The sequence below is a fragment of the Xanthobacter dioxanivorans genome (genome assembly GCF_016807805.1).
In the GTDB taxonomy this organism is placed as follows: Bacteria; Pseudomonadota; Alphaproteobacteria; order Rhizobiales; family Xanthobacteraceae; genus Xanthobacter; species Xanthobacter dioxanivorans.
Genome location: NZ_CP063362.1, coordinates 5,662,821 through 5,685,354, shown reverse-complemented (window position 1 = coordinate 5,685,354; position 22,534 = coordinate 5,662,821). Strand labels below are relative to the sequence as shown.

General features: G+C 71.0%; 23 protein-coding genes. 13 read left to right on the top strand and 10 right to left on the bottom strand.

Annotation, left to right across the window (positions count from 1 at the left end):
- Positions 1-120 precede the first annotated feature (120 nt).
- Positions 121-417, bottom strand: a complete 297-nt coding sequence (locus tag EZH22_RS26470) for a GIY-YIG nuclease family protein (RefSeq protein ID WP_203193347.1) — start codon at positions 415-417, stop codon at positions 121-123.
- The gene (locus EZH22_RS26465; RefSeq protein WP_203193346.1) at positions 414-1,451 is read right to left on the bottom strand and encodes a ligase-associated DNA damage response exonuclease; all 1,038 of its coding nucleotides are present in this window, start codon (positions 1,449-1,451) and stop codon (positions 414-416) included. The genes EZH22_RS26470 and EZH22_RS26465 overlap by 4 nt, the downstream gene beginning before the upstream one ends.
- A gap of 60 nt (positions 1,452-1,511) precedes the next feature.
- On the opposite strand from EZH22_RS26465, the gene EZH22_RS26460 reads away from it, so the two are divergent.
- Positions 1,512-2,444 carry a class I SAM-dependent DNA methyltransferase gene (locus EZH22_RS26460; RefSeq protein WP_231711163.1) on the top strand — a complete coding sequence of 311 codons (933 nt, stop codon included), beginning with the start codon at positions 1,512-1,514 and terminating at the stop codon, positions 2,442-2,444.
- Positions 2,445-2,457: 13 nt separating this feature from the next.
- Here EZH22_RS26460 and EZH22_RS26455 read toward each other — a convergent pair whose 3' ends face one another.
- On the bottom strand, positions 2,458-2,964 hold the full coding sequence (locus tag EZH22_RS26455) for a tyrosine phosphatase family protein (protein ID WP_203193345.1): 507 nt from the start codon (positions 2,962-2,964) through the stop codon (positions 2,458-2,460).
- Positions 2,961-3,524 carry an HD domain-containing protein gene (locus tag EZH22_RS26450; RefSeq protein WP_203196780.1) on the bottom strand — a complete coding sequence of 188 codons (564 nt, stop codon included), beginning with the start codon at positions 3,522-3,524 and terminating at the stop codon, positions 2,961-2,963. Before EZH22_RS26450 ends, EZH22_RS26455 begins: the two co-directional genes overlap by 4 nt.
- A gap of 222 nt (positions 3,525-3,746) precedes the next feature.
- Between EZH22_RS26450 and EZH22_RS26445 the strand changes: the two genes are divergently transcribed.
- From EZH22_RS26445 to EZH22_RS26435, 3 genes are all read left to right on the top strand, one after another.
- Positions 3,747-4,232 carry an NUDIX hydrolase gene (locus tag EZH22_RS26445; RefSeq protein WP_203193344.1) on the top strand — a complete coding sequence of 162 codons (486 nt, stop codon included), beginning with the start codon at positions 3,747-3,749 and terminating at the stop codon, positions 4,230-4,232.
- Between the two features lie 79 nt (positions 4,233-4,311).
- Positions 4,312-4,704, top strand: a complete 393-nt coding sequence (locus tag EZH22_RS26440) for a TIGR02301 family protein (RefSeq protein WP_203193343.1) — start codon at positions 4,312-4,314, stop codon at positions 4,702-4,704.
- A 101-nt stretch (positions 4,705-4,805) separates the two neighbouring features.
- Positions 4,806-5,078: a hypothetical protein gene (locus EZH22_RS26435; RefSeq protein WP_203193342.1), complete on the top strand. Its 273-nt coding sequence runs from the start codon at positions 4,806-4,808 to the stop codon at positions 5,076-5,078.
- Between the two features lie 86 nt (positions 5,079-5,164).
- Here the strand turns inward: EZH22_RS26435 and EZH22_RS26430 are convergent, their stop codons facing one another.
- The 4 genes from EZH22_RS26430 to EZH22_RS26415 all read right to left on the bottom strand — a co-directional run bounded on the left by EZH22_RS26430 (position 5,165) and on the right by EZH22_RS26415 (position 9,915).
- Positions 5,165-7,591 carry an ATP-dependent helicase gene (locus tag EZH22_RS26430; RefSeq protein WP_203196779.1) on the bottom strand — a complete coding sequence of 809 codons (2,427 nt, stop codon included), beginning with the start codon at positions 7,589-7,591 and terminating at the stop codon, positions 5,165-5,167.
- Positions 7,592-7,773: 182 nt separating this feature from the next.
- Positions 7,774-8,007, bottom strand: a complete 234-nt coding sequence (locus EZH22_RS26425; RefSeq protein WP_203193341.1) for a hypothetical protein — start codon at positions 8,005-8,007, stop codon at positions 7,774-7,776.
- 83 nt (positions 8,008-8,090) lie between these two features.
- Positions 8,091-8,432, bottom strand: a complete 342-nt coding sequence (locus tag EZH22_RS26420) for a cupin domain-containing protein (protein ID WP_203193340.1) — start codon at positions 8,430-8,432, stop codon at positions 8,091-8,093.
- Between the two features lie 100 nt (positions 8,433-8,532).
- Positions 8,533-9,915 carry an MFS transporter gene (locus tag EZH22_RS26415; RefSeq protein WP_203193339.1) on the bottom strand — a complete coding sequence of 461 codons (1,383 nt, stop codon included), beginning with the start codon at positions 9,913-9,915 and terminating at the stop codon, positions 8,533-8,535.
- 391 nt (positions 9,916-10,306) lie between these two features.
- Here EZH22_RS26415 and EZH22_RS26410 point away from each other — a divergent pair, with 391 nt between their 5' ends.
- Entirely contained in the window at positions 10,307-12,130 is a 1,824-nt protein-coding gene (locus tag EZH22_RS26410; RefSeq protein ID WP_203193338.1) for an AI-2E family transporter, read from the top strand.
- 10 nt (positions 12,131-12,140) lie between these two features.
- On the opposite strand, the gene EZH22_RS26405 is transcribed toward EZH22_RS26410, so the two are convergent.
- Entirely contained in the window at positions 12,141-13,553 is a 1,413-nt protein-coding gene (locus tag EZH22_RS26405; protein ID WP_203193337.1) for an aminotransferase-like domain-containing protein, read from the bottom strand.
- A 251-nt stretch (positions 13,554-13,804) separates the two neighbouring features.
- On the opposite strand from EZH22_RS26405, the gene EZH22_RS26400 reads away from it, so the two are divergent.
- Both EZH22_RS26400 and EZH22_RS26395 read left to right on the top strand, forming a co-directional pair.
- Positions 13,805-15,088, top strand: a complete 1,284-nt coding sequence (locus EZH22_RS26400; RefSeq protein WP_203196778.1) for a hydroxymethylglutaryl-CoA reductase, degradative — start codon at positions 13,805-13,807, stop codon at positions 15,086-15,088.
- Between the two features lie 44 nt (positions 15,089-15,132).
- Complete coding sequence (locus EZH22_RS26395) at positions 15,133-16,353, top strand: ABC transporter substrate-binding protein (protein ID WP_203193336.1); 1,221 nt, start codon at positions 15,133-15,135, stop codon at positions 16,351-16,353.
- A 10-nt stretch (positions 16,354-16,363) separates the two neighbouring features.
- On the opposite strand, the gene EZH22_RS26390 is transcribed toward EZH22_RS26395, so the two are convergent.
- Entirely contained in the window at positions 16,364-17,314 is a 951-nt protein-coding gene (locus EZH22_RS26390; protein WP_203193335.1) for a LysR family transcriptional regulator, read from the bottom strand.
- Between the two features lie 126 nt (positions 17,315-17,440).
- Between EZH22_RS26390 and EZH22_RS32470 the strand changes: the two genes are divergently transcribed.
- The 6 genes from EZH22_RS32470 (at position 17,441) to uraD (ending at position 22,534) form a co-directional block, all read left to right on the top strand.
- The gene (locus tag EZH22_RS32470) at positions 17,441-17,887 is read left to right on the top strand and encodes a Bug family tripartite tricarboxylate transporter substrate binding protein (RefSeq protein WP_203193334.1); all 447 of its coding nucleotides are present in this window, start codon (positions 17,441-17,443) and stop codon (positions 17,885-17,887) included.
- Between the two features lie 5 nt (positions 17,888-17,892).
- Positions 17,893-18,441: a Bug family tripartite tricarboxylate transporter substrate binding protein gene (locus tag EZH22_RS32465; RefSeq protein WP_203193333.1), complete on the top strand. Its 549-nt coding sequence runs from the start codon at positions 17,893-17,895 to the stop codon at positions 18,439-18,441.
- 7 nt (positions 18,442-18,448) lie between these two features.
- Complete coding sequence (locus tag EZH22_RS26375; RefSeq protein ID WP_203193332.1) at positions 18,449-18,904, top strand: tripartite tricarboxylate transporter TctB family protein; 456 nt, start codon at positions 18,449-18,451, stop codon at positions 18,902-18,904.
- 170 nt (positions 18,905-19,074) lie between these two features.
- Positions 19,075-20,574 carry a tripartite tricarboxylate transporter permease gene (locus tag EZH22_RS26370; RefSeq protein WP_203193331.1) on the top strand — a complete coding sequence of 500 codons (1,500 nt, stop codon included), beginning with the start codon at positions 19,075-19,077 and terminating at the stop codon, positions 20,572-20,574.
- A 47-nt stretch (positions 20,575-20,621) separates the two neighbouring features.
- Positions 20,622-21,599 carry an ABC transporter substrate-binding protein gene (locus EZH22_RS26365; RefSeq protein ID WP_203193330.1) on the top strand — a complete coding sequence of 326 codons (978 nt, stop codon included), beginning with the start codon at positions 20,622-20,624 and terminating at the stop codon, positions 21,597-21,599.
- On the top strand, positions 21,599-22,534 hold the full coding sequence (gene uraD, locus EZH22_RS26360) for a 2-oxo-4-hydroxy-4-carboxy-5-ureidoimidazoline decarboxylase (protein WP_231711162.1): 936 nt from the start codon (positions 21,599-21,601) through the stop codon (positions 22,532-22,534). The genes EZH22_RS26365 and uraD overlap by 1 nt, the downstream gene beginning before the upstream one ends.

The window sequence follows — 22,534 nt, the reverse complement described above, 5'->3', positions numbered from 1 at the left end:
GCCCGTGCTGCGCCTGGCCCTTGCGCGGTGGCATGGCGTGCGGGTGGATCCCCCGGACAAGCCGGGGGATGACAGCCGAAGATGAGGCCGCGGGCGGTGTCATTCCATTCGCCCTGCTGTTCACGGCCGGGCGACGTCGTCATACAGGTCGAGCCAATGCGGGTTCTCCTGCTCGATCAGGTTTTTCTTCCAGTCCCGGGGCCACTTCTTCAGCCGCTTCTCCCTCGTGATGGCGGCATAAGCCGTATCGTGCTGCTCGAAATCGACGAGACGCTTGACACCGTGCTTCCGGGTGAAGCCTTTTGCCTCCCCGCTGCGATGCTCGAAGGTCCTACGCACGAGATCGTTCGTGATGCCCACATAGAGCGTTCCGTTCACCTCGCTCGCGAGGATATAGACGAAGAACGCTCCATTCATGCCTCGCCCTCCTGCGCCGGGAGGGCCCCCTCCTCGTCCTCCTCGCCATAGCCCACCATGCGCAGGGGCCTGGCGCGCAGCTGGCGGGTGCGGGCCCAGTGGACCAGCGCGTCCTCGGCGCCGTGGGTGACCCAGACTTCCTCGCAGCCGGTGGCGCGGATGGACGCGCAGAGCCCGTCCCAGTCCGCATGGTCGGACACCACCAGCGGCAGCTCCACGCCGCGCTGGCGGGCGCGGGCGCGCACGCGCATCCAGCCGGAGGCGAAGCAGGTGATGGGATCGGCGAAGCGCCGCGCCCACATATCGGTCATGGAGGAGGGCGGGGCGATCACCACCGCGCCGGCAAAGGCGGCCTTGGGCGCGCCGTTCACCGGCAGGATCTCGCCCAGGGCGATGCCGCGGGAGACGTAATAGTCGGTGATGGCCGTGAGCGCCCCATGCACGTAGAGCGGCGCCGTGTGCCCCGCCTCCCGCATCAGCGCCATCATCCGCTGCGCCTTGCCCAGCGAGTAGGCGCCGACGATGTGGGTCCGCTCGGGGAAGATGCGCACCGAGGCGAGCAGCTTCGCCGTCTCAGCGCTGGCCGGCGGGTGGCGGAACACGGGCAGGCCGAACGTCGCCTCGCTGACGAAGACGTGGCACCTCACCGGCTCGAACGGCGCGCAGGTGGGATCGGACGCGTCCTTGTAGTCGCCCGACACCACGATCACGAGCCCGTCCTTCTCCAGCCGGACCTGGGCGGATCCGAGCACGTGGCCGGCGGGATGAAGGCTGACGCCCACGCCGTTGATGACGACCCTTTCCCCATAGGCGAGGGGCTGCGTGGCGCCGGCGAAGCTGGCGCCATAGCGGATGGCCATGAGGTCCAGCGTCTCGCGGGTGGCGAGCACGTGGGCATGGCCGGCGCGCGCATGGTCCGAATGCCCGTGGGTGATCACCGCCCGCGGCACGGCCCGCGTCGGGTCCACGAAGAAGTCGCCGGCGGGGGAATAAAGGCCCTTGGGCGAGGGGCGGAGCAGGTCTTCCGGGCGCATGTCTTTATGAAGCGGCTTCGTCCCTATATGGGAAGCCCCTGGCCGTTCCGCGAGGTTTCCGTGGCTGCTTCCACCTTTACCGCCTCATCGGGCGACCCCGTGCTCGACCGGCGGCTCGACTGGGCGCGCGCCTTCCTGGATGACGGGGACGCGGCGGGCGCCGCCGAGCTGCTTGCCGAGACGGTGGCCGATGCGCCCGGCTTCGCCGCCGCCTGGTTCCTCCTGGGCGAGGCGCGTCTGACCTTGTCGGATGCGCCGGGCGCGGCCGAGGCGTTCGGGCGGGCGCGCGCGCTGGATCCCCGTGATGCGCTGGGGGCGGGCCTCCGCCTCGCCCGGCTGGGGGCGGTGCCGGCCGATGGGGCCATGTCGGCCGCCTATGTGCGCACCCTGTTCGACCAGTATGCGGACCGCTTCGACACGGCGCTGCGCGACGCGCTCGCCTATCGTGGGCCGGAACTGCTGTTCGACGCGGTGGCGCGCGCCTGCGCGGCGACGGGGCGCAAGCCCGCCTTCGCCCGGGGGCTGGACCTCGGCTGCGGCACCGGGCTCGCCGGCGTGCTGTTCGCGCCGGTGGTGGCGCATCTTTCGGGCGTGGACCTTTCCCCGGCCATGCTGGAGAAGGCCGCCGCCCTCGGCCTCTACGCCCGCCTTGAGGCGGGCGAGATGGGGGCGGCGCTGGCGGCGGCGCCGGCGGGCGGGCTCGATCTCATCCTCGCCGCCGATGCCCTGTGCTACGTGGCGGACCTTGCCCCGATCTTCCGCGCCGCCCGCGCGGCGCTGGCGCCGGACGGGCTGTTCGCCTTCACCCTGGAGACCCATGACGGGGCCGGCGTGCTGCTGCGCGAGACCCTGCGCTACGCCCATGCGGCGGACCACGTCCGGCAGCGCGCGGCCGAGGCCGGCCTGGCGCTCGTGCTGATGGAGGCGGTCTCCACCCGCGCGGAGAAAAGCGTGCCGGTGCCGGGCCTCGTCTGCGTGCTGGGGCGCGGCTGAGCCGGCTGCGCCCTCAGCTCACCGGCAGGCTGAAGGGCGCGCCCTCGAAGGCATCTTCCCCGCGGCCGATGGAATGGATGGCGGCGACCATCCGCCCGTCGCGCTTGAGCGCGGCATCGGCCAGGGTGACGATGCGCGGGTTGGGCGTCGCCGTGGGCGAGGCGTGGCGCAGGCGCTGGGCCAGCTCCAGCTCGTCGCGCTCCGGCAGCAGGGCGCACAGCGTGGCATAGGCGGCGGCCGTCGAGCGCGAGATGCCGGCGTAGCAGTGGATCACCAGCGGCGTCTGGCGGGGCCAGGCGCGCACGAACTCGAACAGCTCAAGCATGTGCGCCTCGTCCGGCGCCACCATGCCCTCGATCTCCTCCACGATGTCGTTGATGCCGAGGAAGAGGTGGTTGGTGGGGTCCACATTGCTCGGCCGGGTCAGGACCGTGCCGCCGTTGATCAGCGTGATGACATGCCGCGCACCGGTGGCTTCCACCGTCTCGTGCAGCTTGGCGAGGGAGCAGACATGGATCATGGATTCAGCTCCTCGAAACGCTTCCGGAACCGCGCTTTGGCGATTTCCGCCTCCCATGGCGTGAGATAATCCTTTTCCTCGGCGGCGTCGAGGCGGGGCGGCCGGCCGAAGAAGGCCTGGGCCTCCGGCGCGGAAAAGCCGGCGAGGCGGGTGGCCTCGAAATAGGCGGCGGCGCGGTCGGCGGTCTTCACGATCTTGACCAGCGCCTCGGGCCAGAGCGGGGGAAGCGAGAAGCGCAGCGAGATGGCGGCCAGGAGGCGCGCCTCAACCGCCTTGTAGTCGCCGCCCAGCACCGCCTTGAACGGCGAGATCATGTCGCCGATCACATATTCCGGCGCATCGTGCAGCAGCACGCACAGGCGCCAGCGCGGGTCGAGATCGGGGTGCGTGCGCCGCGACAGCCGCTCCACCAGCAGCGAATGCTGAGCGACGGAAAAGATGTTGTCGCCGGAGGTCTGGCCGTTCCAGCGCGCGACGCGGGCGAGGCCGTGGGCGATGTCCTCCAGCTCCACGTCGAGGGGGGAGGGGTCGAGGAGATCGAGGCGCCGGCCCGACAGCATGCGCTGCCACGCCCGCGGCGCGGCGCCCGCCCGCCGGCGCGCCGGCGCCGGGGAGGGCGAGGCTGAAGGCGAGGGGGAGGGCCCCTCTTTCGTCGGTGTCACGAATCGCGTGCTCCGTTGGCGCAGGGAAGGTAAGCTCGGCGTCACGTACCACAAGCCGCCCGTCACGGGCTGGCCTGCCCAGCCCGACTCTTGTCTAGCCCGAGCCTGCGCGAGCCAGCCATGTCCGACGTCCCAAGCTCAGTTGTCCCCAGCCCCGACGCCGCCGCGATCGCGCCGCCGCGTCCGCCGGTTCGCCCCACCCTCGCGGCGAGCGCCGCCGTCTTCCGCGGCCCGCTGGTGCTGCTCGCCCGTCGCGCCGCCAACCCCGGCGCCGGCCTGTGGAGCCTGCCCGGCGGTCGTGTCGAGCCGGGCGAGACCCTGGCCGAGGCGGCCGCCCGCGAGGTGATGGAGGAGGTGGGAGTGGAGGCCGAGATCGTCGGCCTCGCCGCCGCGCGGGACATCATCATCCGCGACCCGGAGGGAGACCTCTCGGCGCATTTCGTGGTCATCGCCCATGCGGCGCGCTGGCGCGCGGGCGAACCCGCGCCGGGACCGGAGGCGGCCGAGGTGGGCTGGTTCCGGCCGAACGAGGTGGCGGGCCTTGCCACCACGCTCGGGCTCGCCGACGTGGTGGAGCAGGCGGCCCGCCTCGTCCTCGAGCCCTGACCCCTTCCGGTCTTGACCCTCTCCGGTCTTGACCTGGGCCCGCTCCGGCCGCAGGAGTGAGGCGGGACACATCGCCATCATGCGCATCGCCATCTTCCTCCTCGCCGCCACGCTGGCGCTCGCCGCCGGGCCCGCATCCGCCGCCGGCCCGACCGAAGGCGCGCCGCCGCCCTATGATCCGGACCTGATGCGGCTGGCGGAGATCCTCGGCGCACTGCACTACCTGCGCCCGCTCTGCGGCGTATCCGGCGAGGCGCAGAAATGGCGCGGCGAGATGCAGAGCCTCATCGATACGGAGCAGCCCTCCGACACGCGCAAGGCCAAGATCATCGCGAGCTTCAACCGCGGCTATTCCAGCTATGCGGAGGTCTACCGCATCTGCACGCCGGCGGCCCGGTTCGCCGTGGACCGGCAGCTGGAGGAGGGGTCCCGGCTCGCTCACGACATCGTGGTCCGCTACGGCGGAAACTGAGCCGGCGCTGTTAACCTTTTGGTTAGAAGCGGCCTGAACGGACCGGCGAAGCATGCTAGAGAAGCCCTGCACCGCCGTCCTGCGATGCGGAGGCCCACCACGTGTCCACTCTGCCGACCCTTTCCATCGATCTGCCTGAAATCGCGGACATGGCCGCCGACGATCGTCATGTGGCGCTCACCTGCCTGAACGACGCCTGGGTGGAAGCGGTGCGCGAGGGGCTCGAGGAGGACTGCCTGATCCAGGCGGCATTGTTCACCGCCCTGCGCAGCCTTGTCGCGACCTATGGGGAAGAGGCCAGCGCCACCTTCGTCACCCGCCTCGCCGAGCGGGTCGCGGCCGGGGAATACACGGTGGCCGGCCTCAAGCACTGAGGCGGGCGGGGCGGGCGGGCGGGGGCGGCAGCCGCCCCTCCCACCTTCTCCAGATCACACCTTCTCCAGATCACACCTTCTCCAGATCACACCTTTTCCAGGTAGGTCTCCAGCACCCGCTTCTCGCCGGCCTTGTCGAACTGGACGGTGAGCTTGTTGCCGTCGATGCCGACCACCTCGCCATAGCCGAACTTGATGTGGAACACCCGCTCGCCGGTGCTGAAGGCGGAGGGCGCGCCGGCCGAGGTGGCGACGAGCGTGCCCTCGATCACCATGGGCCCGCGCCGGCTGGAGGCGCCTGCGTCGTAGCGCGCGCCGGCGCCCTGCGAGAATCCGCCGCGGGAGCCGCCGCCGCTGCTGCGCTGGTTCTGCGCCCGCTGCCAGCCTGGCGTTGAGTAGGACGAGCCGGCAAACGGCTCCGCCCGGTCGAACCGGCTGCCGCCGTAGCTGCCGCCGCCATAGCTCGACCCGCCCCAACCCGCGCCGCCGCGGCTCTCCTCCACCCGCACATGGGCGTCGGGCAGCTCGTCGAGGAAGCGGGACGGCACGGTGGAATTCCACATGCCGTGGATGCGCCGGTTGGAGGCGAAATAGATGCGCGCCGAGGCGCGGGCCCGGGTGATTCCCACATAGGCGAGCCGCCGCTCTTCCTCCAGCCCGGCCTTGCCCTGCTCGTCCAGCGCCCGCTGGTGCGGGAACAGGCCCTCCTCCCAGCCGGGCAGGAACACGGTGTCGAACTCCAGCCCCTTGGCGGAGTGCAGGGTCATCACCTGCACCGCGTCCTCGCCGGCGCCGTTGTCGGTGTCCATGACCAGGGAGATGTGCTCCAGGAAGCCGGAGAGGTTCTCGAATGGCTCCATGGAGCGCACCAGCTCCTTGAGATTCTCCAGCCTTCCTGCGGCCTCGGCGGAGCGGTCCTTCTGCCACATCTCGGTGTAGCCGCTCTCGTCCAGCACGATCTCGGCGAGCTCGGTATGGGACATGACGCGCGCCTGCTCGCGCCAGCGCTCGAACGCGTCGATCAGGCCGCGCATGGTGCCGCGCACCTTGGGCTTCAATTCCTCGCTCTGCGTGAGTGCGCGCGCGGCCTCCTGCAAGGGCACGCCGGCGGCACGGGCGACATCGTGGATCTGCTTCACCGTGGCATCGCCGATCCCGCGCTTGGGCACGTTGACGATGCGCTCGAAGGCGAGGTCGTCGGCGGGGGAGTTCACGCAGCGCAGATAGGCCAGCGCATCGCGGATTTCCGCCCGCTCGTAGAAGCGCGGGCCGCCGATGACCCGGTAGGGCAGGCCGAGCGTGACGAACCGGTCTTCGAACTCGCGCATCTGGAAGGAGGCGCGCACGAGGATGGCGATCTCCGACAGGCGATGCCCGGCGCGCTGCAGCGCCTCGATCTCCTCGCCGACGGCGCGGGCCTCCTCGCCGGAATCCCACGCCCCGGTGACGGTGACCTGCTCGCCCGCCTCGCCCTCCGAGAACAGGGTCTTGCCGAGCCGGCCCTCATTGTGGGCGATGAGGTGGGCGGCGGAGGCGAGGATATGGCCGGTGGAGCGGTAGTTGCGCTCCAGCCGGATCACCTTGGCGCCGGGGAAGTCGCTCTCGAACCTGAGGATGTTGTCCACCTCCGCGCCGCGCCAGCCATAGATGGACTGGTCGTCGTCGCCGACGCAGCAGACATTCTTCGAGCCCTGAGCCAGCAGGCGCAGCCACAGATACTGGGCGACGTTGGTGTCCTGATACTCGTCCACCAGCAGGAACTTGAAGCGCCTGTGATATTCGGCGAGCACGTCCGGGTTCTCGCGGAACAGGCGGATGCCCTCCAGCAGCAGGTCGCCGAAGTCCACCGCGTTCAGCGCCTTCAGCCGCGCCTGGTAGGCGGCGTAGAGCATCCCGCCCTTGCCGTTGGCGAACACCGCGCCCTCGCCCGGCGGCACGTCCTTCGGCGACAGACCGCGGTTCTTCCAGCCGTCGATGGTGGAGGCCAGAAGCCGCGCCGGCCAGCGCTTCTCGTCGATGTTCTCGGCGGCCAAGAGCTGCTTCAGCAGGCGGATCTGGTCGTCGGTGTCGAGGATGGTGAAGCCGCTCTTCAGCCCCACCAGCTCGTGGTGGCGCCGCAGGATCCGCACGCCGATGGAGTGGAAGGTGCCGAGCCAGGGCATGCCCTCGATCTGGTCGCCCACCATGGCGTGGATGCGGTCCTTCATCTCCCGCGCGGCCTTGTTGGTGAAGGTCACCACCAGGATCTGCGAGGGATAGGCGCGGCCCTGCGACAGGATGTGGGCGACGCGGGCGGTGAGCACGCGGGTCTTGCCGGTGCCGGCGCCGGCGAGCACCAGGAGCGGCCCGTCCAGCGTCTCCACCGCCTCGCGCTGCTCGGGATTGAGGCCGGCGAGGTAGGAGGCTTCGGGCGCGGCCGGCGCCATGGCGGCGCGCGCCCGCGCGGCGATGCCGCCGGGGCGCAGGCCGGGAAGCTCGGGCGCGGCTGGGCCGCGCCGGCGCGGATCGGGCAACTCGTTCAAGGGTTCACTCGCAAGGCCTGATTCTCTGTTGAGAACAAAGTGGCACTCAATGACGGCGATTGCGAGGGCGCCTCTTTTCGGGTCGTGTTCCGCGAGCCCCGGTCCGCGACTCAATCCTGCGCGATGCGCGCCCGATCCCGGGTCCACCGGGGTCGGCGGATCACTTCAGCCATTCACTTCAGCAATTCCATGGTGCCTTCCCGGCGCCAGGTGCGGGCGCGCAGCCGCGGTGCCAGCCACCAGGAGAGCGGCAGGGAGACCGCGACGGTGCTGGCCACCACCCAGGGCATCAGCGCCATGGCGTCGCGGGCCAAAGGCGAGAGCAGCAGGAACAGGATGGCGGTGAAGAACATCACCGCCTGGATCATCAGGAACAGCATGGCTGCGATCTGAAGCCGGATTGACATGGCGCTTCTCCTTCCAATGCAGGGTCTTGTGCAAGGTCTTGGAAGGGCAACAAGGCGCGGGCGCAGATGGTTCCCGCCGCACCTCAGGCCGGCGCCGCCGCCGGCGCTTTCGGCAGGTGCACCACGTAGAATTTCCGCACCGGCGTCACGCTCTTCCAGGTGCCGGTGAAGCCCGACGGGATGAGGAAGGAGGCGCCGGCCTCGTAGGTCTCGGTGTGGCCGGTGGCGTCGGTGAGCTCGACGGTGCCCTCGATGAGCACGCAGAACTCGTCCTCGTCGTAGGAGACCTCAATCTCGGACGGCTCGGAGGCCCAGAAGCCGGCGGAGAAGGCGCCGGTGCGATCCTGGTACCACTCGTGCACGGTGGTCGCCGCCGACTTGTCGAGGGCCGGCGCGGGGTTGAAGCGGATGGAACGCATGGCCATGGCGGCCTCCCTGTTTTGCGACGCATGGTCTGGCGGCGCATCCTTTTCCCTCGCCGCGCCGCCGGCAAGGGGCGTGCGAAGGGGCGTGCGAAGGCTGCGGTCAGCGCGTCCGGTCGCGCACGCCCGCCACCAGCACCGCCCCGAGGGTGAAGAAGGCGAGGAGCACCGCCACCCCCGCCTTCTGGCTTCCCGTCGCCGCCGTCACCACGGCCACCGATGTGGGCGCGGCGAAGGAGGTGATCTTTCCCGAAAGGGCGAACAGGCCGAAGCATTCGGCCATGTTCTCCCGCGGCGCGAGGCGCACCAGCAGCGTGCGGCTCGCCGCCTGGAGCGGGCCGGCCACCAGGCCGATGAGGAGGCCGAAGCCCACATAGGCCTTCTCCGGCAGCGAGCCGAACAGGCCGCCCGCGCCCGGCGCGGTGGGCACGAGGCCGAACAGCACGGCGTCGCGGTCCAGGCTCAGCAGGCCGAGGCAGGCGACGAGCAGCGCCACGAGCGCCGCAAGAATCACCACGCGCGGCCCCAGCGCGTCGTCGAGCCATCCGCCGGCCAGCGCCCCGGCGGTGCCGGTGAGGGTGAGCGCGATGCCGAAGATGCCGATCTCGATGGAGCCCCAGCCGAACGTGCCCGCCGCATAGATGCCGCCGAAGGCGAACAGGGCGACCAGCCCGTCCGCATACACCATGTTGGCGAGGAGGAAGCGGGCAAGCACCGGCCGCGCCTTCAGCTTCGGCAGTAGGGCGCGGATCTCGGCGACGCCGGCCTTGATGGCCGCCCGCATGGGCATGGCGGCGGGCGCATCGGGCACGAACAGGAACATGGGCAGCACCAGCACCGCGAACCACAGCGCCGTGAACGGCCCCGAAAACCGGTCTCCCTCCCGGGCGGCGGCCTCCAGCCCGAAGGCCGGCGGCCGGCCGAGCAGGGTCAGGCCGGTGTCCGGCTGGGTGGAGAAGAAGGCGAGCATGAGCGCCAGCGAGACGAGGCCGCCGAAATAGCCCGCCGCCCAGCCGGTGCCGGAGAGACGGCCGAGCCGTTCCGGCGGGGCGAGGCTCGGCATGATGGCGTTGTTGAAGACGGTGGCGAACTCCACCCCGATGGTGCCGACCGCGAAGGCGGCGAGGACGAAGGGGATGCGCGCCGTGTCGCCGGGGGCGGCGAACCAGAGCCCGGCCGCGCCCGCCATCAGCATCAGCCCGAACACGGCGATCCACGGCTTGCGCCGCCCCGCCGCATCCGCCACCGCCCCCAGCACCGGTGAGCACAGGGCGATGACCAGCCCCGCCGCGCCGGTGGCAAATCCCCACAGGGCCTGCCCGTCCGCCGGCGTCGGCGCGACGGCGGAGGCGAAATAGGGGGCGAAGATGAAGGTGGTGATGAGGGTGAAATAGGGCTGGCAGGCCGGATCGAACAGGATCCAGCCGAGGATGGCGCGGCGCGGGGCGGACAGGACCGGCGCGCCGGTGGTGGGGGAGGATGGCATGGGGCGGGTGGCAAGGGGCGGGAGCGGACCCTAAGGGCGCACAGCTTCGCCGGCGGTGCAAGGGGCGCTGCCGGCTGGCCGCGGATCTTGTCCGGGGCCTCCGCCCGGTCACTCGCCCAGCGCCCGGAAGCCGAACGGCCGGCCTGGCCGCGCAGTGGATCTCCCGGACGGGCCGGGGGATGACGCCTGCTCGTGATCTCGCCACGTCCGGCGCCGCCGGGGGATGGCGTTCCCGCCCCGGCATACCGGCATGGCCGTTCAACCGCATGCGCCATGGATCGCGATGGCCGCGCCAGCGTTGTCCCCCTGTGCGTCCCCGTCCATCCGCGGCCGGGCGTGGCGCAGGTGTCCGAGGGGGCTTCGCCCTTTCGGGAAACGGGAAAGGCGGTCCATGTTCCAGTCCGGTGATCCCGCGTACGGGCCGTCCTTGCCGGCGGCGGGGCGCGAGCGCTTCCTCGCCTTCTTCGCCGCCGTCGCCATCGTCACCGTGCTCTATATCGGGCGCGACGTGTTCGTGCCGGTGGCGGTGGCGGTGCTGCTCGCCTTCGTGCTCGCCCCGGTCATCATGGTGCTGCGCAAGGTGGGGCTGCCGCGCACGCCGGCGGTGGTGACGGTGGTGCTGGTCACCTTCCTCGGGCTGTTCGCGCTGGGCGGGGTGCTGGCGCTGCAGGTGACGGACCTCGCGGCCGAGCTGCCCCAGTACCGCATGAACATGCAGCAGAAGATCAAGTCGGTGCGCGACGCGGCCGGCGGGTCGGGCACGTTCGAGCGCACCATGGATCTGCTGCAGGATCTCGGCCGCGAGCTCGACGGGCCGCAGGCGGCGCGCGATCTGGCGGCGGGCGCCGCGGAGGGCCGGCCGGTGCCGGTGGAGGTGCGCCAGCCGCCGGCGGGCACCCTCGGCACCCTGTCCGCGGTGATGGCGCCGCTGCTGCATCCTTTGGCCACCTTCGGCATCGTCTTCATCTTCGTGCTGTTCATCCTCCTCCAGCGGGAGGACCTGAGGAACCGCTTCATCCGCCTCGCCGGCGCGCACGACATCCAGCGCACCACCGCGGCCCTCGACGACGCGGCGGCGCGGCTGTCCCGCTTCTTCCTCGCCCAGGTGGCGCTGAACGCGGCCTTCGGCACGGTCATCGGGCTGGGGCTCTGGCTCATCGGCGTTCCCAACCCGCTATTGTGGGGCCTGGCGGCGGCGGTGCTGCGCTTCGTGCCCTATGTGGGGGCGGTGGTGGCCGCGGCGCTTCCCCTGGGGCTGGCGCTGGCGGTGGATCCCGGCTGGTCCATGGTGCTGTGGACGGCAGCCCTGTTCCTGGTGGTGGAGCCGCTGGTGGGCCATGTGGTCGAGCCGCTCGTCTACGGCCGCTCCACCGGCCTGTCGCCGGTGGCGATCATCGCCTCGGCCACCTTCTGGACCTGGCTGTGGGGGCCCATCGGCCTGCTCCTCTCGACGCCGCTCACCTTGTGCCTCGTGGTGCTGGGGCGGCATGTGGAGAGCCTCGAATTCCTCGACGTGGCCCTCGGCGACCGGCCGCCTTTGTCCGCCAGCGAGCTGCTGTACCAGCGCCTGCTCGCCGGCGATCCGCTGGAAGCGGCGGCCGCGGCCGAGGACCACCTGAAGGAGAACAGCCTGGCGGCCTATTGCGACGAGGTCGCTCTGCCGGCCCTGCGCCTCGCCCAGCGCGACGCGGCGCGTGGGGCGCTGGACGAGGTCCGGCAGGTGCGCGTCCGCGAGACCCTGGTGGAGATGCTCGACCACCTGCCGCCGCCGGACGAGGCGCCGGTGCTGGCGGCCGGCGGCCGGCCGGTGCTGGTGCTGGCCGCGCGTTCGGCCCTCGACGAGGCGGCGGGAAACCTCCTGTCCCACATGCTCGCCATGGAGGGCATCGCGGCCGAGGCGCGCCCGCCCCAGGTGCGGCGCGTCTCGGCCGAGGGTCTCCCCGAGGGGGCGTTCGCCGTTTTGTCCTACCTGTCGCCGGCAACGCCCGCCCACCGCCGGTACATGAGCCGGCGCATCGTGCGGGAAAGCCCGCGGGCGGGGGTCCTCGTGGCCGACTGGAACGCGGCGGAGAGCGGGGCGGCAGCGCGCCTCGACGCCGAGGCGGCGGTGGTCACGAGCATGCAGGAGGCGCTCGGCGCGATCCGCACGGCGACTGCCACCGGCGGCCCGGCCCGGCCCGAGCCGGCTTTTGCCATGCGCGCGGCCGCCGGCTGAGCGGCCGGCTTCAGCCGGCGGCGAGCTGCTCCGCCATGAAGCGCTCGAAGCGCGGGTCGTCCGCATAGGCGACATTGATGCGCATGGCCGGCGCGTGCGGCCCGCCGCCGGGATGGAACACGGCGCCGGGCGCGATCAGGATGCCGCGCTCCGCCGCACGCCGCGACAGGGCGCTGTCGTCCATGCCGGCGGGAAGCGCGCACCACAGGTAGAAGCCGCCGCCCGGCGGTCCGAAGATGGGCAGGCGCAGGCGTCCCAGGGTCGCCTGCGCCGAGGCGGTGGCGGCGTCCACGCGCCCGCGCAGGCGCTTCAGGTGGCGCCGGTACTGGCCCGAGGTGATGAGGTCGTTGACGATGCGCTCCACATAGCCGGAGCTGTTGACGCTGGTGACCATCTTCAGCGCGCCGAGCCGCTCGATCAGGCCGGCCGATCCCACCACGTAGCCGCAGCGCAGGCTGGCGGAAAGGGTCTTTGCCAGCGTGCCCACATAGACCACCCGTTCGAGCTGATCGAGGGCGGCGAGGCGCGGGCGGCCGGCGGGCAGGATATCGGCGAACGGATCGCTCTCCACCACGAGCAGATCGTGCCGCGCCGCCGCCTGCAGCACCCGGTAGGCCATCGCCGGGGTCAGCGAGCTGCCGGTGGGGTTGTGGGCCAGCGACTGGGTGAAGAACAGCTTGGCGCCGGACGCCCCGGCCTTCTCGGCGAGGTCCGTCGGGTCGGGCCCCTCCGGCGTGCGCCGCACCCCGAGCGTGCGCGCCTTGGCGAGGTGGAGCTTGCCGAACAGCGGGTAATAGCCGGGGGCATCCACCAGCACCGTGTCGCCGGGCTCCACCAGGGTGCGCACGATGAGGTCGAGGGCGTGGTTCGCGCCCTGCGTCATCAGTACCCGCGACGGGTCGGCGCCGATGGAGCGCTCGGCCAGCAGCGCCGCGATGGTCTCGCGCAGCAGGGGAAAGCCGAACGGGCTGCCGTAGCTGGCCGGGAACGGACGGCGGCCGGGCCGGTTGATGGGCTTGAGATAGCGCCCCACCTCCGAGCCCTCCATCCAGGAGGGCGGCGGGCGGCCGTCGCCGACCCGCACGTCGTAATGCTGCTCCAGCTGCTCGCGCAGCAGCCAGACGCTGTCCACCGCCTCCACCACCGCGGGGGCGGCGGGGGCGGCGACGGGCGCGCGGGTGCGCAGCACGTAGAATCCGGAGCCGGGCCGCGCCTCGATGCGGCCGGAGGCGGCGAGGCGCTCATAGGCCTCCACCAGGGTGTTGCGGGAGACGCCGAACGCCGCGAACGCCGAGCGGATGGAAGGCAGCTTCTCCCCCGCGCGCAACTGGCCGCGATCGATGCGCTCGGAGAGCGCGCGCACGATGGCGGCGATCCGCGACGGGGCTTCCTCCTCCACATCCTGCGGCTCGACCGTACCCATGGATGGAAGGGTACGGTGTATCGCTTATCGAAGCAAAGTGTTCCTTGCCGTACCCCTTCCACCAGCGGAAAGTCCGCACCAACGGAACGCCGGAGAGCGGCCGGACAAGAGACTGGGATGAAACGCCGAACCGGACACGGGCGCTCGTGGCGCCGCATCGTGCCGCGCCGGCCCGGCGCCTTTCCCCATCCTTGCCCATGCCGCCCGCCTGCCGGCGACCCGCCTCGTGGCATCACAGGGAAGGCTCGATGATGACGTCCGCCGCCGGCTCCAACCGTACCTCGCGCATCGCCGGCTTCCACAAGAAGACCCCGCGCGAGCGGCTCGACCTCGTCGCCGCCTTCGCCGGGCTGGACGAGGCGCAGGTCGCCCACCTCGCCAACATGGGCAATCTCGACCCGGTTCTGGCCGACAAGCTCATCGAGAACGTGGTCGGCACCATGAATATCCCGGTGGGCGTGGCCACCAACATGAAGATCGACGGGGAGGACGTGCTCATCCCCATGGCCACGGAGGAGTCCTCCGTGGTGGCGGCCGTCTGCAACGCGGCGAAGCAGAATTACGAGAGCGGCTTCTCCACCTCGGTCTCCGGCAATCTGATGATCGCCCAGGTGCAGGCGGTGGACGTGCGCGACCCGAATGCCGCCCGCCTGCGCATCCTGGAGAAGCGCGACGAGATCAAGGCCGCGTGCGACGCCTGCGATCCGGTCCTGGTGGGCCTCGGCGGCGGCTTCCGCGACCTGGAGGTGCGCCTGCTCGACACCCCGTCCGGCACCATGGTGGTCACCCACCTCATCGTCGACACCCGCGACGCCATGGGCGCCAATGCGGTGAACACCATGGCGGAGAAGCTGGCGCCCGCCATCGCCGCCTGGTCCGGCGGGCGGGTCTACCTGCGCATCCTGTCCAACCTCGCCGACCGGCGCCTGGCCCGCGCGCATGCGGTGTGGAAGACGGCGGACATCGGCGGGGCGGAGGTGCGCGACGGCATGGTCAGCGCCTACCAGTTCGCCGCCGCCGATCCCTACCGCGCCGCCACCCACAACAAGGGCATCATGAACGGCATCTCCGCCGTGGTGCTCGCCACCGGCAACGACACCCGCGCGGTGGAGGCCGGCGCCCACGCCTTCGCCGCCCGCTCCGGCCGCTACACCTCGCTCACCACCTACGAGGTGAACAAGGACGGGGATCTGTCCGCCGCCATCGAGCTGCCGCTGGCGGTAGGGCTCATCGGCGGGGCGACCAAGGTGCACCCGACCGCGCGGGCGTGCCTCGCCATCCTCGGGGTCACCACCGCCGAGCGCCTCGCCCGCATCATCGCGGCGGTGGGCCTCGCGCAGAATTTCTCGGCGCTGAAGGCGCTGGCCACCACCGGCATCCAGAAGGGCCACATGGCGCTCCACGCACAGAACATCGCCATGATGGCGGGCGCCGTGGGCGAGGAGATCGACCGCGTGGCCCGCATCCTGGTGGAACGCGCCAGCGTGCGGATGGACGTCGCCGGCAAGGTGCTGGAAGAGGTGCGCGGCGGCTGACGCCGGCCCGATCCTGTCAACAAGAACACACAAGGGAGAAGACCATGCTCAGGAAGACCTCGCTCGCGCTTCTCGCGGGCGCCGCCCTCATCGCCGCGGCGCTCGTGCCGGCGCGCGCGGAGATCCCCGGCAACAAGATCCGCCTCGGCGTCCTCACCGATCTGTCGGGCTTTGCCTCCGATTCCACCGGCATCGGCTCGGTGGCGGCGGCCAAGCTCGCGGCGGAGGATTTCAAGAAGGAGCAGCCGGGCCTCGAGGTGGAGGTGATCTCGCTCGATCACCAGAACAAGCCCGACATCGGCTCGGCCACCGCCCGCAAGTGGATCGCCGACAGCACCGTGGACGCCATCCTCGACGTGCCGTTCTCGTCGGTGGCCCTGGCGGTGCAGGAGGCCGTGCGCGGCTCGAAGGTCGCCTTTATCGCCTCCGGCCCCGGCACGGCGCTGCTCACCGGCGAGAAATGCTCGCCCAACACGGTCCACTGGACCTACGACACCTGGGCGCTGGCCCACGGCACCGCGCTGGCGCTGCTCAAGCAGAAGAAGGACACCTGGTTCTTCATCACCGCCGACTACGCCTTCGGCCATGCGCTGGAAGCCGACGCCATGGCGGTGGTGAAAGCGGAGAACGGCAAGATCCTCGGCGCCGTGCGCCACCCCACCAACGCCGCGGATTTCTCCTCCTTCATTCTCCAGGCGCAGGGCAGCGGCGCCCAGGTGGTGGCCCTCGCCAACGCGGTGGGCGACACCATCAATTCCGTGAAGGCGGCCTCCGAATTCGGCCTCACCGCCAAGCAGAGCCTCGCGGCCCTGCTGATGCAGCTGACCGACGTGCATTCGCTGGGCCTGCCGGTGGCCAAGGGCCTCTACCTCACCGAGGGCTTCTACTGGAACACCGATGACGGAACCCGCGCCTTCGCCGACCGCTTCGCGGCGCAGACGAACGGGCGCCGGCCCACCGCCAACCAGGCGGGCGTCTATGCCGGCACCCTGCACTATCTGCGCGCGGCGGCGGCGGCCAAGAGCACGGATGGGCAGGTGGTGGTGGCGAAGATGAAGGAGATGCCCTCCAACGATCCGCTGTTCGGCAAGGGCGAGGTGCGCGCCGACGGCCGGCACATCCACAACATGTACCTGTTCCAGGTGAAGACCCCGGACCAGTCCAAGGGGCCGTGGGACTATTACAACCTCGTGGAGACCATCCCGGCCAAGGAGGCGTTCCGGCCGATGGCGGAGGGCAAGTGCCCCATGGTGGCGAAGAACTGAGGGGTTGCGGTCAGGCCTGCCCGCGGACGCCGCGCACGTCCGCGAGGCAGGCCTGGAGCGTGTCGACGGCCCGGTTCGCCACCAGCCGCACCACCGAATCGAGGCCCTTCGCCTCCACCGCGACGGAGATGCTCTGCGGCTCCGCACCCTTGTCGCGGACCGGCACGAAGGCGAGGGCGCCGGAGATCAGCTCCGGCGCCGCGTCCAGTTCGGAGGTGATGAGGGCATAGCGCCCCGAGCAGGCGAGCTGCTTCATGAGCTGCAGCGAGTTGGACTCGATCTGCCCCTTGAGCTCCGAGAACAGCCAGCCGTATTTGGCATCGAGGAAGCGGCGGATGGCCAGCGTCCGGCTCTGCAGCACCACCGGATGCGAGGAAATTTCCTGAAGGCTCACCGACGCCGCCTTGGCCAGCGGGTGGCCGGGCGCCACCACGCAGCCGAACGGCAGGTCGTCGCGCCACAGCACCTGCAGGTCGCGCCGCGGCGGCAGGTTGAAGGCGATGGCGATGTCCGCCCGCCCCGCCGCGAGCGCCGGCGCCGCATCGTCCGGGCTGCCGATCTCGATGTCGAGCGAGATCAGGGGATGGGCCGCCGCCACGCCCTCCACCAGGCGCGGCAGGACGCTGGTGGCGTGGCTGTCCATGGCGAACAGCCGCACATGCCCCTGCTGGATGCCCTGGAGCCGCTGGATCTCGGCCACCGCCCGCCGCTCCTCCATGCGCCAGCGCCGGATCAGGCCGACGATGGCCTCGCCGGAGGCGGTGAGCCGCATGCCGCGCGGCCGGCGCTCGAACAACTGGACGCCCAGGTCCTGCTCCAGCAGCAGGATCTGCCGGTCGATGGCGGAGGCGGCCACCCGCAGCTCGCGCGCCGCCTGCTGGATGGAGCCGGAGCGGGCCACCTGATCCACATAGCGCAGGGCGGCGGGGACGAAGGGATTGCGCACGTCGGACCCTCGCATCCATTCTAATTTCTAGAATGGATTGTTGCCCAAGCTGCGATGGACGGCAATGGAGGAAGTGCCTAGCCTTTCCTCCACAAACGATGCGGACCCCACCGCGCGCCTGCTGCCAGAGGATGCTTGACCATGCCGCTCCCGTCCGCCCCGGGGATGCGTCCCCGCCGTTCGCTGCTGAAAGCCGCCCTCGTGCTCGGCGCCGTGCTCGCCGTGCCGGCGGCCGCCTTCGCCCAGGCCTCCGACTGGCCCGCCAAGCCGGTGCGCATCGTGGTGACCTTCCCGCCCGGCGGCACCAGCGACATCGTCGCCCGCCTCGTCGGCCAGCATCTCACCGAGAAGTTCGGCCAGCAGTTCCTGGTGGACAACCGCCCCGGTGCCGGCGGCACGGTGGCGGCGGAGCTGGTGCGCAAGGAGGCGCCGGACGGCTACACGCTGATCCTCGCCAACAACGCGCCCTTCACCATCGCCCCCACCCAGTTCAAGAAGATCCCCTACGATCCCAACACGGACTTCACCCACATCGCCTATATCGGCGCCTCGGCCCCCGGCCTCATGGTGCAGCCGTCCCTCGGGTGAAGGACATGGCCGGCCTCGTCGCCCTGGCGAAGACGGAGAAGCTCACCTACGGGTCGAGCGGGGTGGGCTCCATCAGCCACATCCTCGGCGAGGCGGTGAAGAAGAAGACCGGCATCCAGATGGTGCACGTGCCCTACAAGGGCAGCGCCCCGGCCATCCAGGACTTCAAGGCCGGCGTGCTGAAATCCTATTACGACCTGCTCGCCCAGAACGTGCCCATGATCAAGTCGGGCGAGGCGATCGCGCTGGGCGTCGCTGCCCCGCAGCGCATCTCCCAGGCCCCCGACGTGCCCACCTTCCGCGAGCAGGGCATAGACATCGTGCTGGAGAACTGGCTCGGCGTCTCCGGCCCCGCCGGCATGCCGCCGGAGCTCACCAAGAAGATCAAGGACGCGGTGGCCGAGGCGGTGGCGCAGCCGGCGGTGAAGGAGAAGCTGTTCGGCTGGGGCGTGGAGACCCGCCCCATGACCACGCCGGAATACGCCGCCTTCGTCGCCGACCAGATCGAGGTCTGGCGCCCGCTGATCATCGATGCCGGCGCGCAGGAAAAGTGAGGCGGCCATGCCTCACCCCGAAGCTCTCCTGCGGCGCCGGGAATTCCTCTCCGGCCTGTTCGTCCTCGCCCTCGGCGGCTTCTGCCTCCTGGCGGTCGGGGACCTGGACATCGGCACCCTGGCGGAGATGGGCCCCGGCTACGTGCCGCGCGCCGTCGCCTGGATCATCGTCCTCGCCGGCGCCGGCATGACGCTCGCCGGCTTCTGGGACGAGGCGCCGGTGGAAGAGCGTGTGCACTGGCGCCCGCTCGTGGTGATCTCGGCGGCGGTCTGCGTGTTCGGGCTGCTGGTGGATCGCTACGGCATCGTGCTGGCGGTGGTGGCGTCCACCTACGTGGCGAGCTTTGCCAGCCCGATCACGCGGCATCGCGAGACGCCCTACCTGTGCGCGGTGCTCGCCGTGCTCGGCGCGGTCGCCTTCGTGAAGGGCCTTGGCCTCGCCATCCCCATCTGGCCGAGGTGAGGAGCGGGGGGAAGGCTTTCGCCTCCCATGCCGCCGCGCGCCCTCTCCCCTTGCGGGAGAGGGGAGACCCGGGACACGGACTCACCCAAGACGCGGACCGCAAGGACGCGAACCTTGAAAGACGCGGACCCAGTACCCGAAGCCCGATCCATCCCGTCCGGGAGCCGCCCATGGACCTGTTGCAGAATATCTCGCTCGGATTGAGCGTCGCCGCCGGGTTCGAGAACCTGCTGTTCTGCTTCCTCGGCGTGCTGCTGGGGACGCTGATCGGGGTGCTGCCGGGCATCGGCGCGGTGGCCACCATGGCGATGCTGCTGCCGCTGACCTTTCATCTTGCCCCCACCACCTCGCTCATCATGCTCGCCGGCATCTATTACGGCGCCCAATATGGCGGCTCCACCACGGCGATCCTCGTCAACCTGCCGGGGGAGGCCAATTCGGTGGCCACCACCCTGGACGGCTACGCCATGGCGCGGCGGGGGCGGGCGGGGGCGGCGCTGGCCATCGCGGCCATCGGCTCCTTCTTCGCCGGCACGGTGTCCACCCTGCTCATCGCCCAGTTCGGGCCGGCCATGGCGTCGCTGGCGCTGAAGTTCGGGCCGGTGGAATACTTCTCGCTCATGGTGCTCGGCCTCGTCTGCTCCATGGTCCTGGCGTCGGGCGCCCTGCACAAGGCGGTGGTGATGATCCTGTTCGGCATCTTCCTCGGCCTCGCCGGGACGGATGCCAACTCGCCCATGCCGCGCCTCACCTTCGGCATCGACGCCATGGCCGACGGCATGAGCTTCGTCGCCATCGCGGTGGGCCTGTTCGGCATCACCGAGATCATCCTGAACCTGGAGCGCGACCTCACCCGCATCGGCGCCATCCCGCTGAAGGACCTGTTCCCGACGCGGGAGGAGCTGAAGGAGAGCGCGCTGCCCATCGTGCGCGGCACCTTCCTCGGCTCGGTGCTGGGGGTTCTGCCCGGCGGCGGCGCGCTGCTCGCCTCCTTCGGCGCCTATGCGCTGGAGAAGAAGCTGTCGAAGACGCCGGAGCGCTTCGGCAAGGGCGCCATCGCCGGCGTCGCCGCGCCCGAGGCGGCCAACAATGCCGGGGCGCAGACCTCCTTCATCCCGCTGCTGACGCTGGGGGTTCCCTCCAACGCCATCATGGCGGTGATGGCGGGCGCCATGACCATCCAGGGCATCATTCCCGGCCCGCAGGTGATGGTGGAGCACGCCCCGCTGTTCTGGGGGATGATCGCCTCCATGTGGATCGGCAACCTCATGCTGCTGGTGCTCAACCTGCCGCTGGTGGGCCTATGGGTGAAGCTGCTGCAGGTGCCCTACCGGCTCATGTTCCCGGCCATCCTCTTCTTCAGCGCCATCGGCGTCTATTCCATCGCCAATGCCTCGTTCGACGTTTATCTCGCGGTGATCATGGGTGCGCTGGGCTACGTGATGGCCAAGCTCGGCTTCGAGGCGACGCCGCTGGTGCTCGGCTTCATCCTCGGCCCGATGATGGAAGAGAATTTCAAGCGCGCCATGCTGCTCTCGGGCGGCGATGCCGTGACCTTCGTGGAGCGACCCATCAGCGCCGGCCTGCTGGCGGTCTCGGTGCTCATGCTCGCCTTGATGCTGCTGCCGAGCGTCAAGCAGACCCGCCGCGTGGCGCTGAAGGAAGACTGACCCGCCACCACCCGTGCCGCTCATCCGGATTTCCAGGGAGGCTCCCCATGGCTGCGCCCGTGCGCCTGAACTTCATCCTCAATACCTTTTATTCCGGTCCCCAGGCCTGGTTCTTCCTCGCCGATGATCGCGGATACTTCCGCGACGAGGGCCTCGATGTGGTCTTCACCGAGGGCGACACCCTCGCCAATGCGGTGCCGCGCATCGCCAGCGGCGCGTTCGATGCCGGCTATGGCGACATGAACGCCCTGGTGGAGCACGCCGCCGCGCGGCCCGACACGGCGCCCGTGGCGGTGTTCGCCATGCACAACCGTTCGCCCTACACCATCGCCGTGCCGGCGGCGGGGCCGGTGCGCACGCCCGCGGACCTCGCGGGCCGCCGGCTGGTCTCGCATCCGAACGATGCGGCCTGGCGCATGTTTCCCGAATTCTGCCGCGCCACCGGGCTTGACGCCTCGGGCATCACGGTGGAGGTGAGCGATCTGCCCCACAAGGACATCGTGCCGCTCATGCTGGCGGGGAAGTGGGACGGCCTGTTCGGCTTCGTCAACACCATCAACGCCCAGGCGTTGGAGGCGGGGATCGACCCCAGGGCGACGCTGCGGCATTTCGAATGGCAGCACCACGTGCCCTCCCTCTACGGGGCGGCGGTGATGGTGTCGCGGGCGCTGCGGCGGGATCACCCCGAGGCGGTGCGCGGGCTCGTGCGCGCCGTCAATCGCGGCCTGGCCGATGTGGTGGCCGATCTGGAGGCGGCCACCGACGCCGTGGTGCGGCGCAACCCGGCCATGGATCGCGCCGCCAACCATGCCCGGCTCAAGGGCACGCTGGCGCTGGAGATGGCCCACCCCGAAGCCGCCACGCGCGGCCTCGGCGACGTGGACCCCGCCCGCCTCGCCGAGGCGGTGGCGCTGATCTCGGCGGCCAAGGGGCTCGCCCGCCCGCCCGCGCTCGCGCAGGTGTTCGACCCGTCCTTCCTGCCGTCCGCCACCGAGCGGGTGCGGGCCCTGGCGGAGGTGGCGTGATGACCGTGGCTGTCCCCGCGCCCGAACCCGCCATTCCCGAGCCGGTGATGACGCTGGCCGAGCTCAACGCCTGCGACGTGGCGACCTTCGTCGCCCATCTCGGCACGGTGTTCGAGCATGCCCCCTTCGTGGCCGAGGGCGCGGCGCGCCTGCGGCCGTTCGCCAGCGCCGATGCGCTCCACCGCGCGATGGTGGAACTGGTTGCCGCGCTGCCGGAGGCGGATCTGGTGGCGCTGCTCGCCGGCCATCCGGACCTTGCGGGACCGGCGGCGCGGGGCGGCACCATGACGGCGGAGTCCACCCGCGAGCAGGCGGCTCTCTCCCTCGACCGGCTGCCGGAGGCGGAGACCGCACGCTGGGACGCGCTGAACGCCGCCTACCGCGCCCGCTTCGGCTTCCCCTTCATCCTGTGCGCCCGCCACTATGGCCGCACAGCCATGCTCCAGGTGTTCGAGCGGCGGCTCGCCGCCAGCCGCGCCGAGGAGATGGCGGCGGCGCTGCGGGAGATCGCGCAGATCACCCGCCACCGCCTCGCCGCGCGCCTTGCCGGCCACGGCCTCGCCGACCTTGCCGGCCGCCTCACCACCCATGTGCTCGACACCAGCCGCGGCCGTCCGGCGCAGGGCATGCGCGTGGCGCTGCACGAGGTGACCGGCGCGCTGCCGTGCGGGACATCGGACCCGCTGGTGGAGGCGGTGACCGACGCCCACGGCCAGACCGGCGAGCCCCTGCTCTCCGGCGCGCCGCTGCGCATCGGCCGCTACGAGCTGCGCTTCCACGTGGGCGACTATTTCCGCCGGACCGGCGCGGTGGCGGGCGACTTCGCCTTCCTCGACGTGGTGCCCGTCGTGTTCTGCATCGACGAGCCCACGGGCGACTACCATGTGCCGCTCACGGTGACCCCCTTCGCCTACGCCACCTATCGGGGGCAGTGA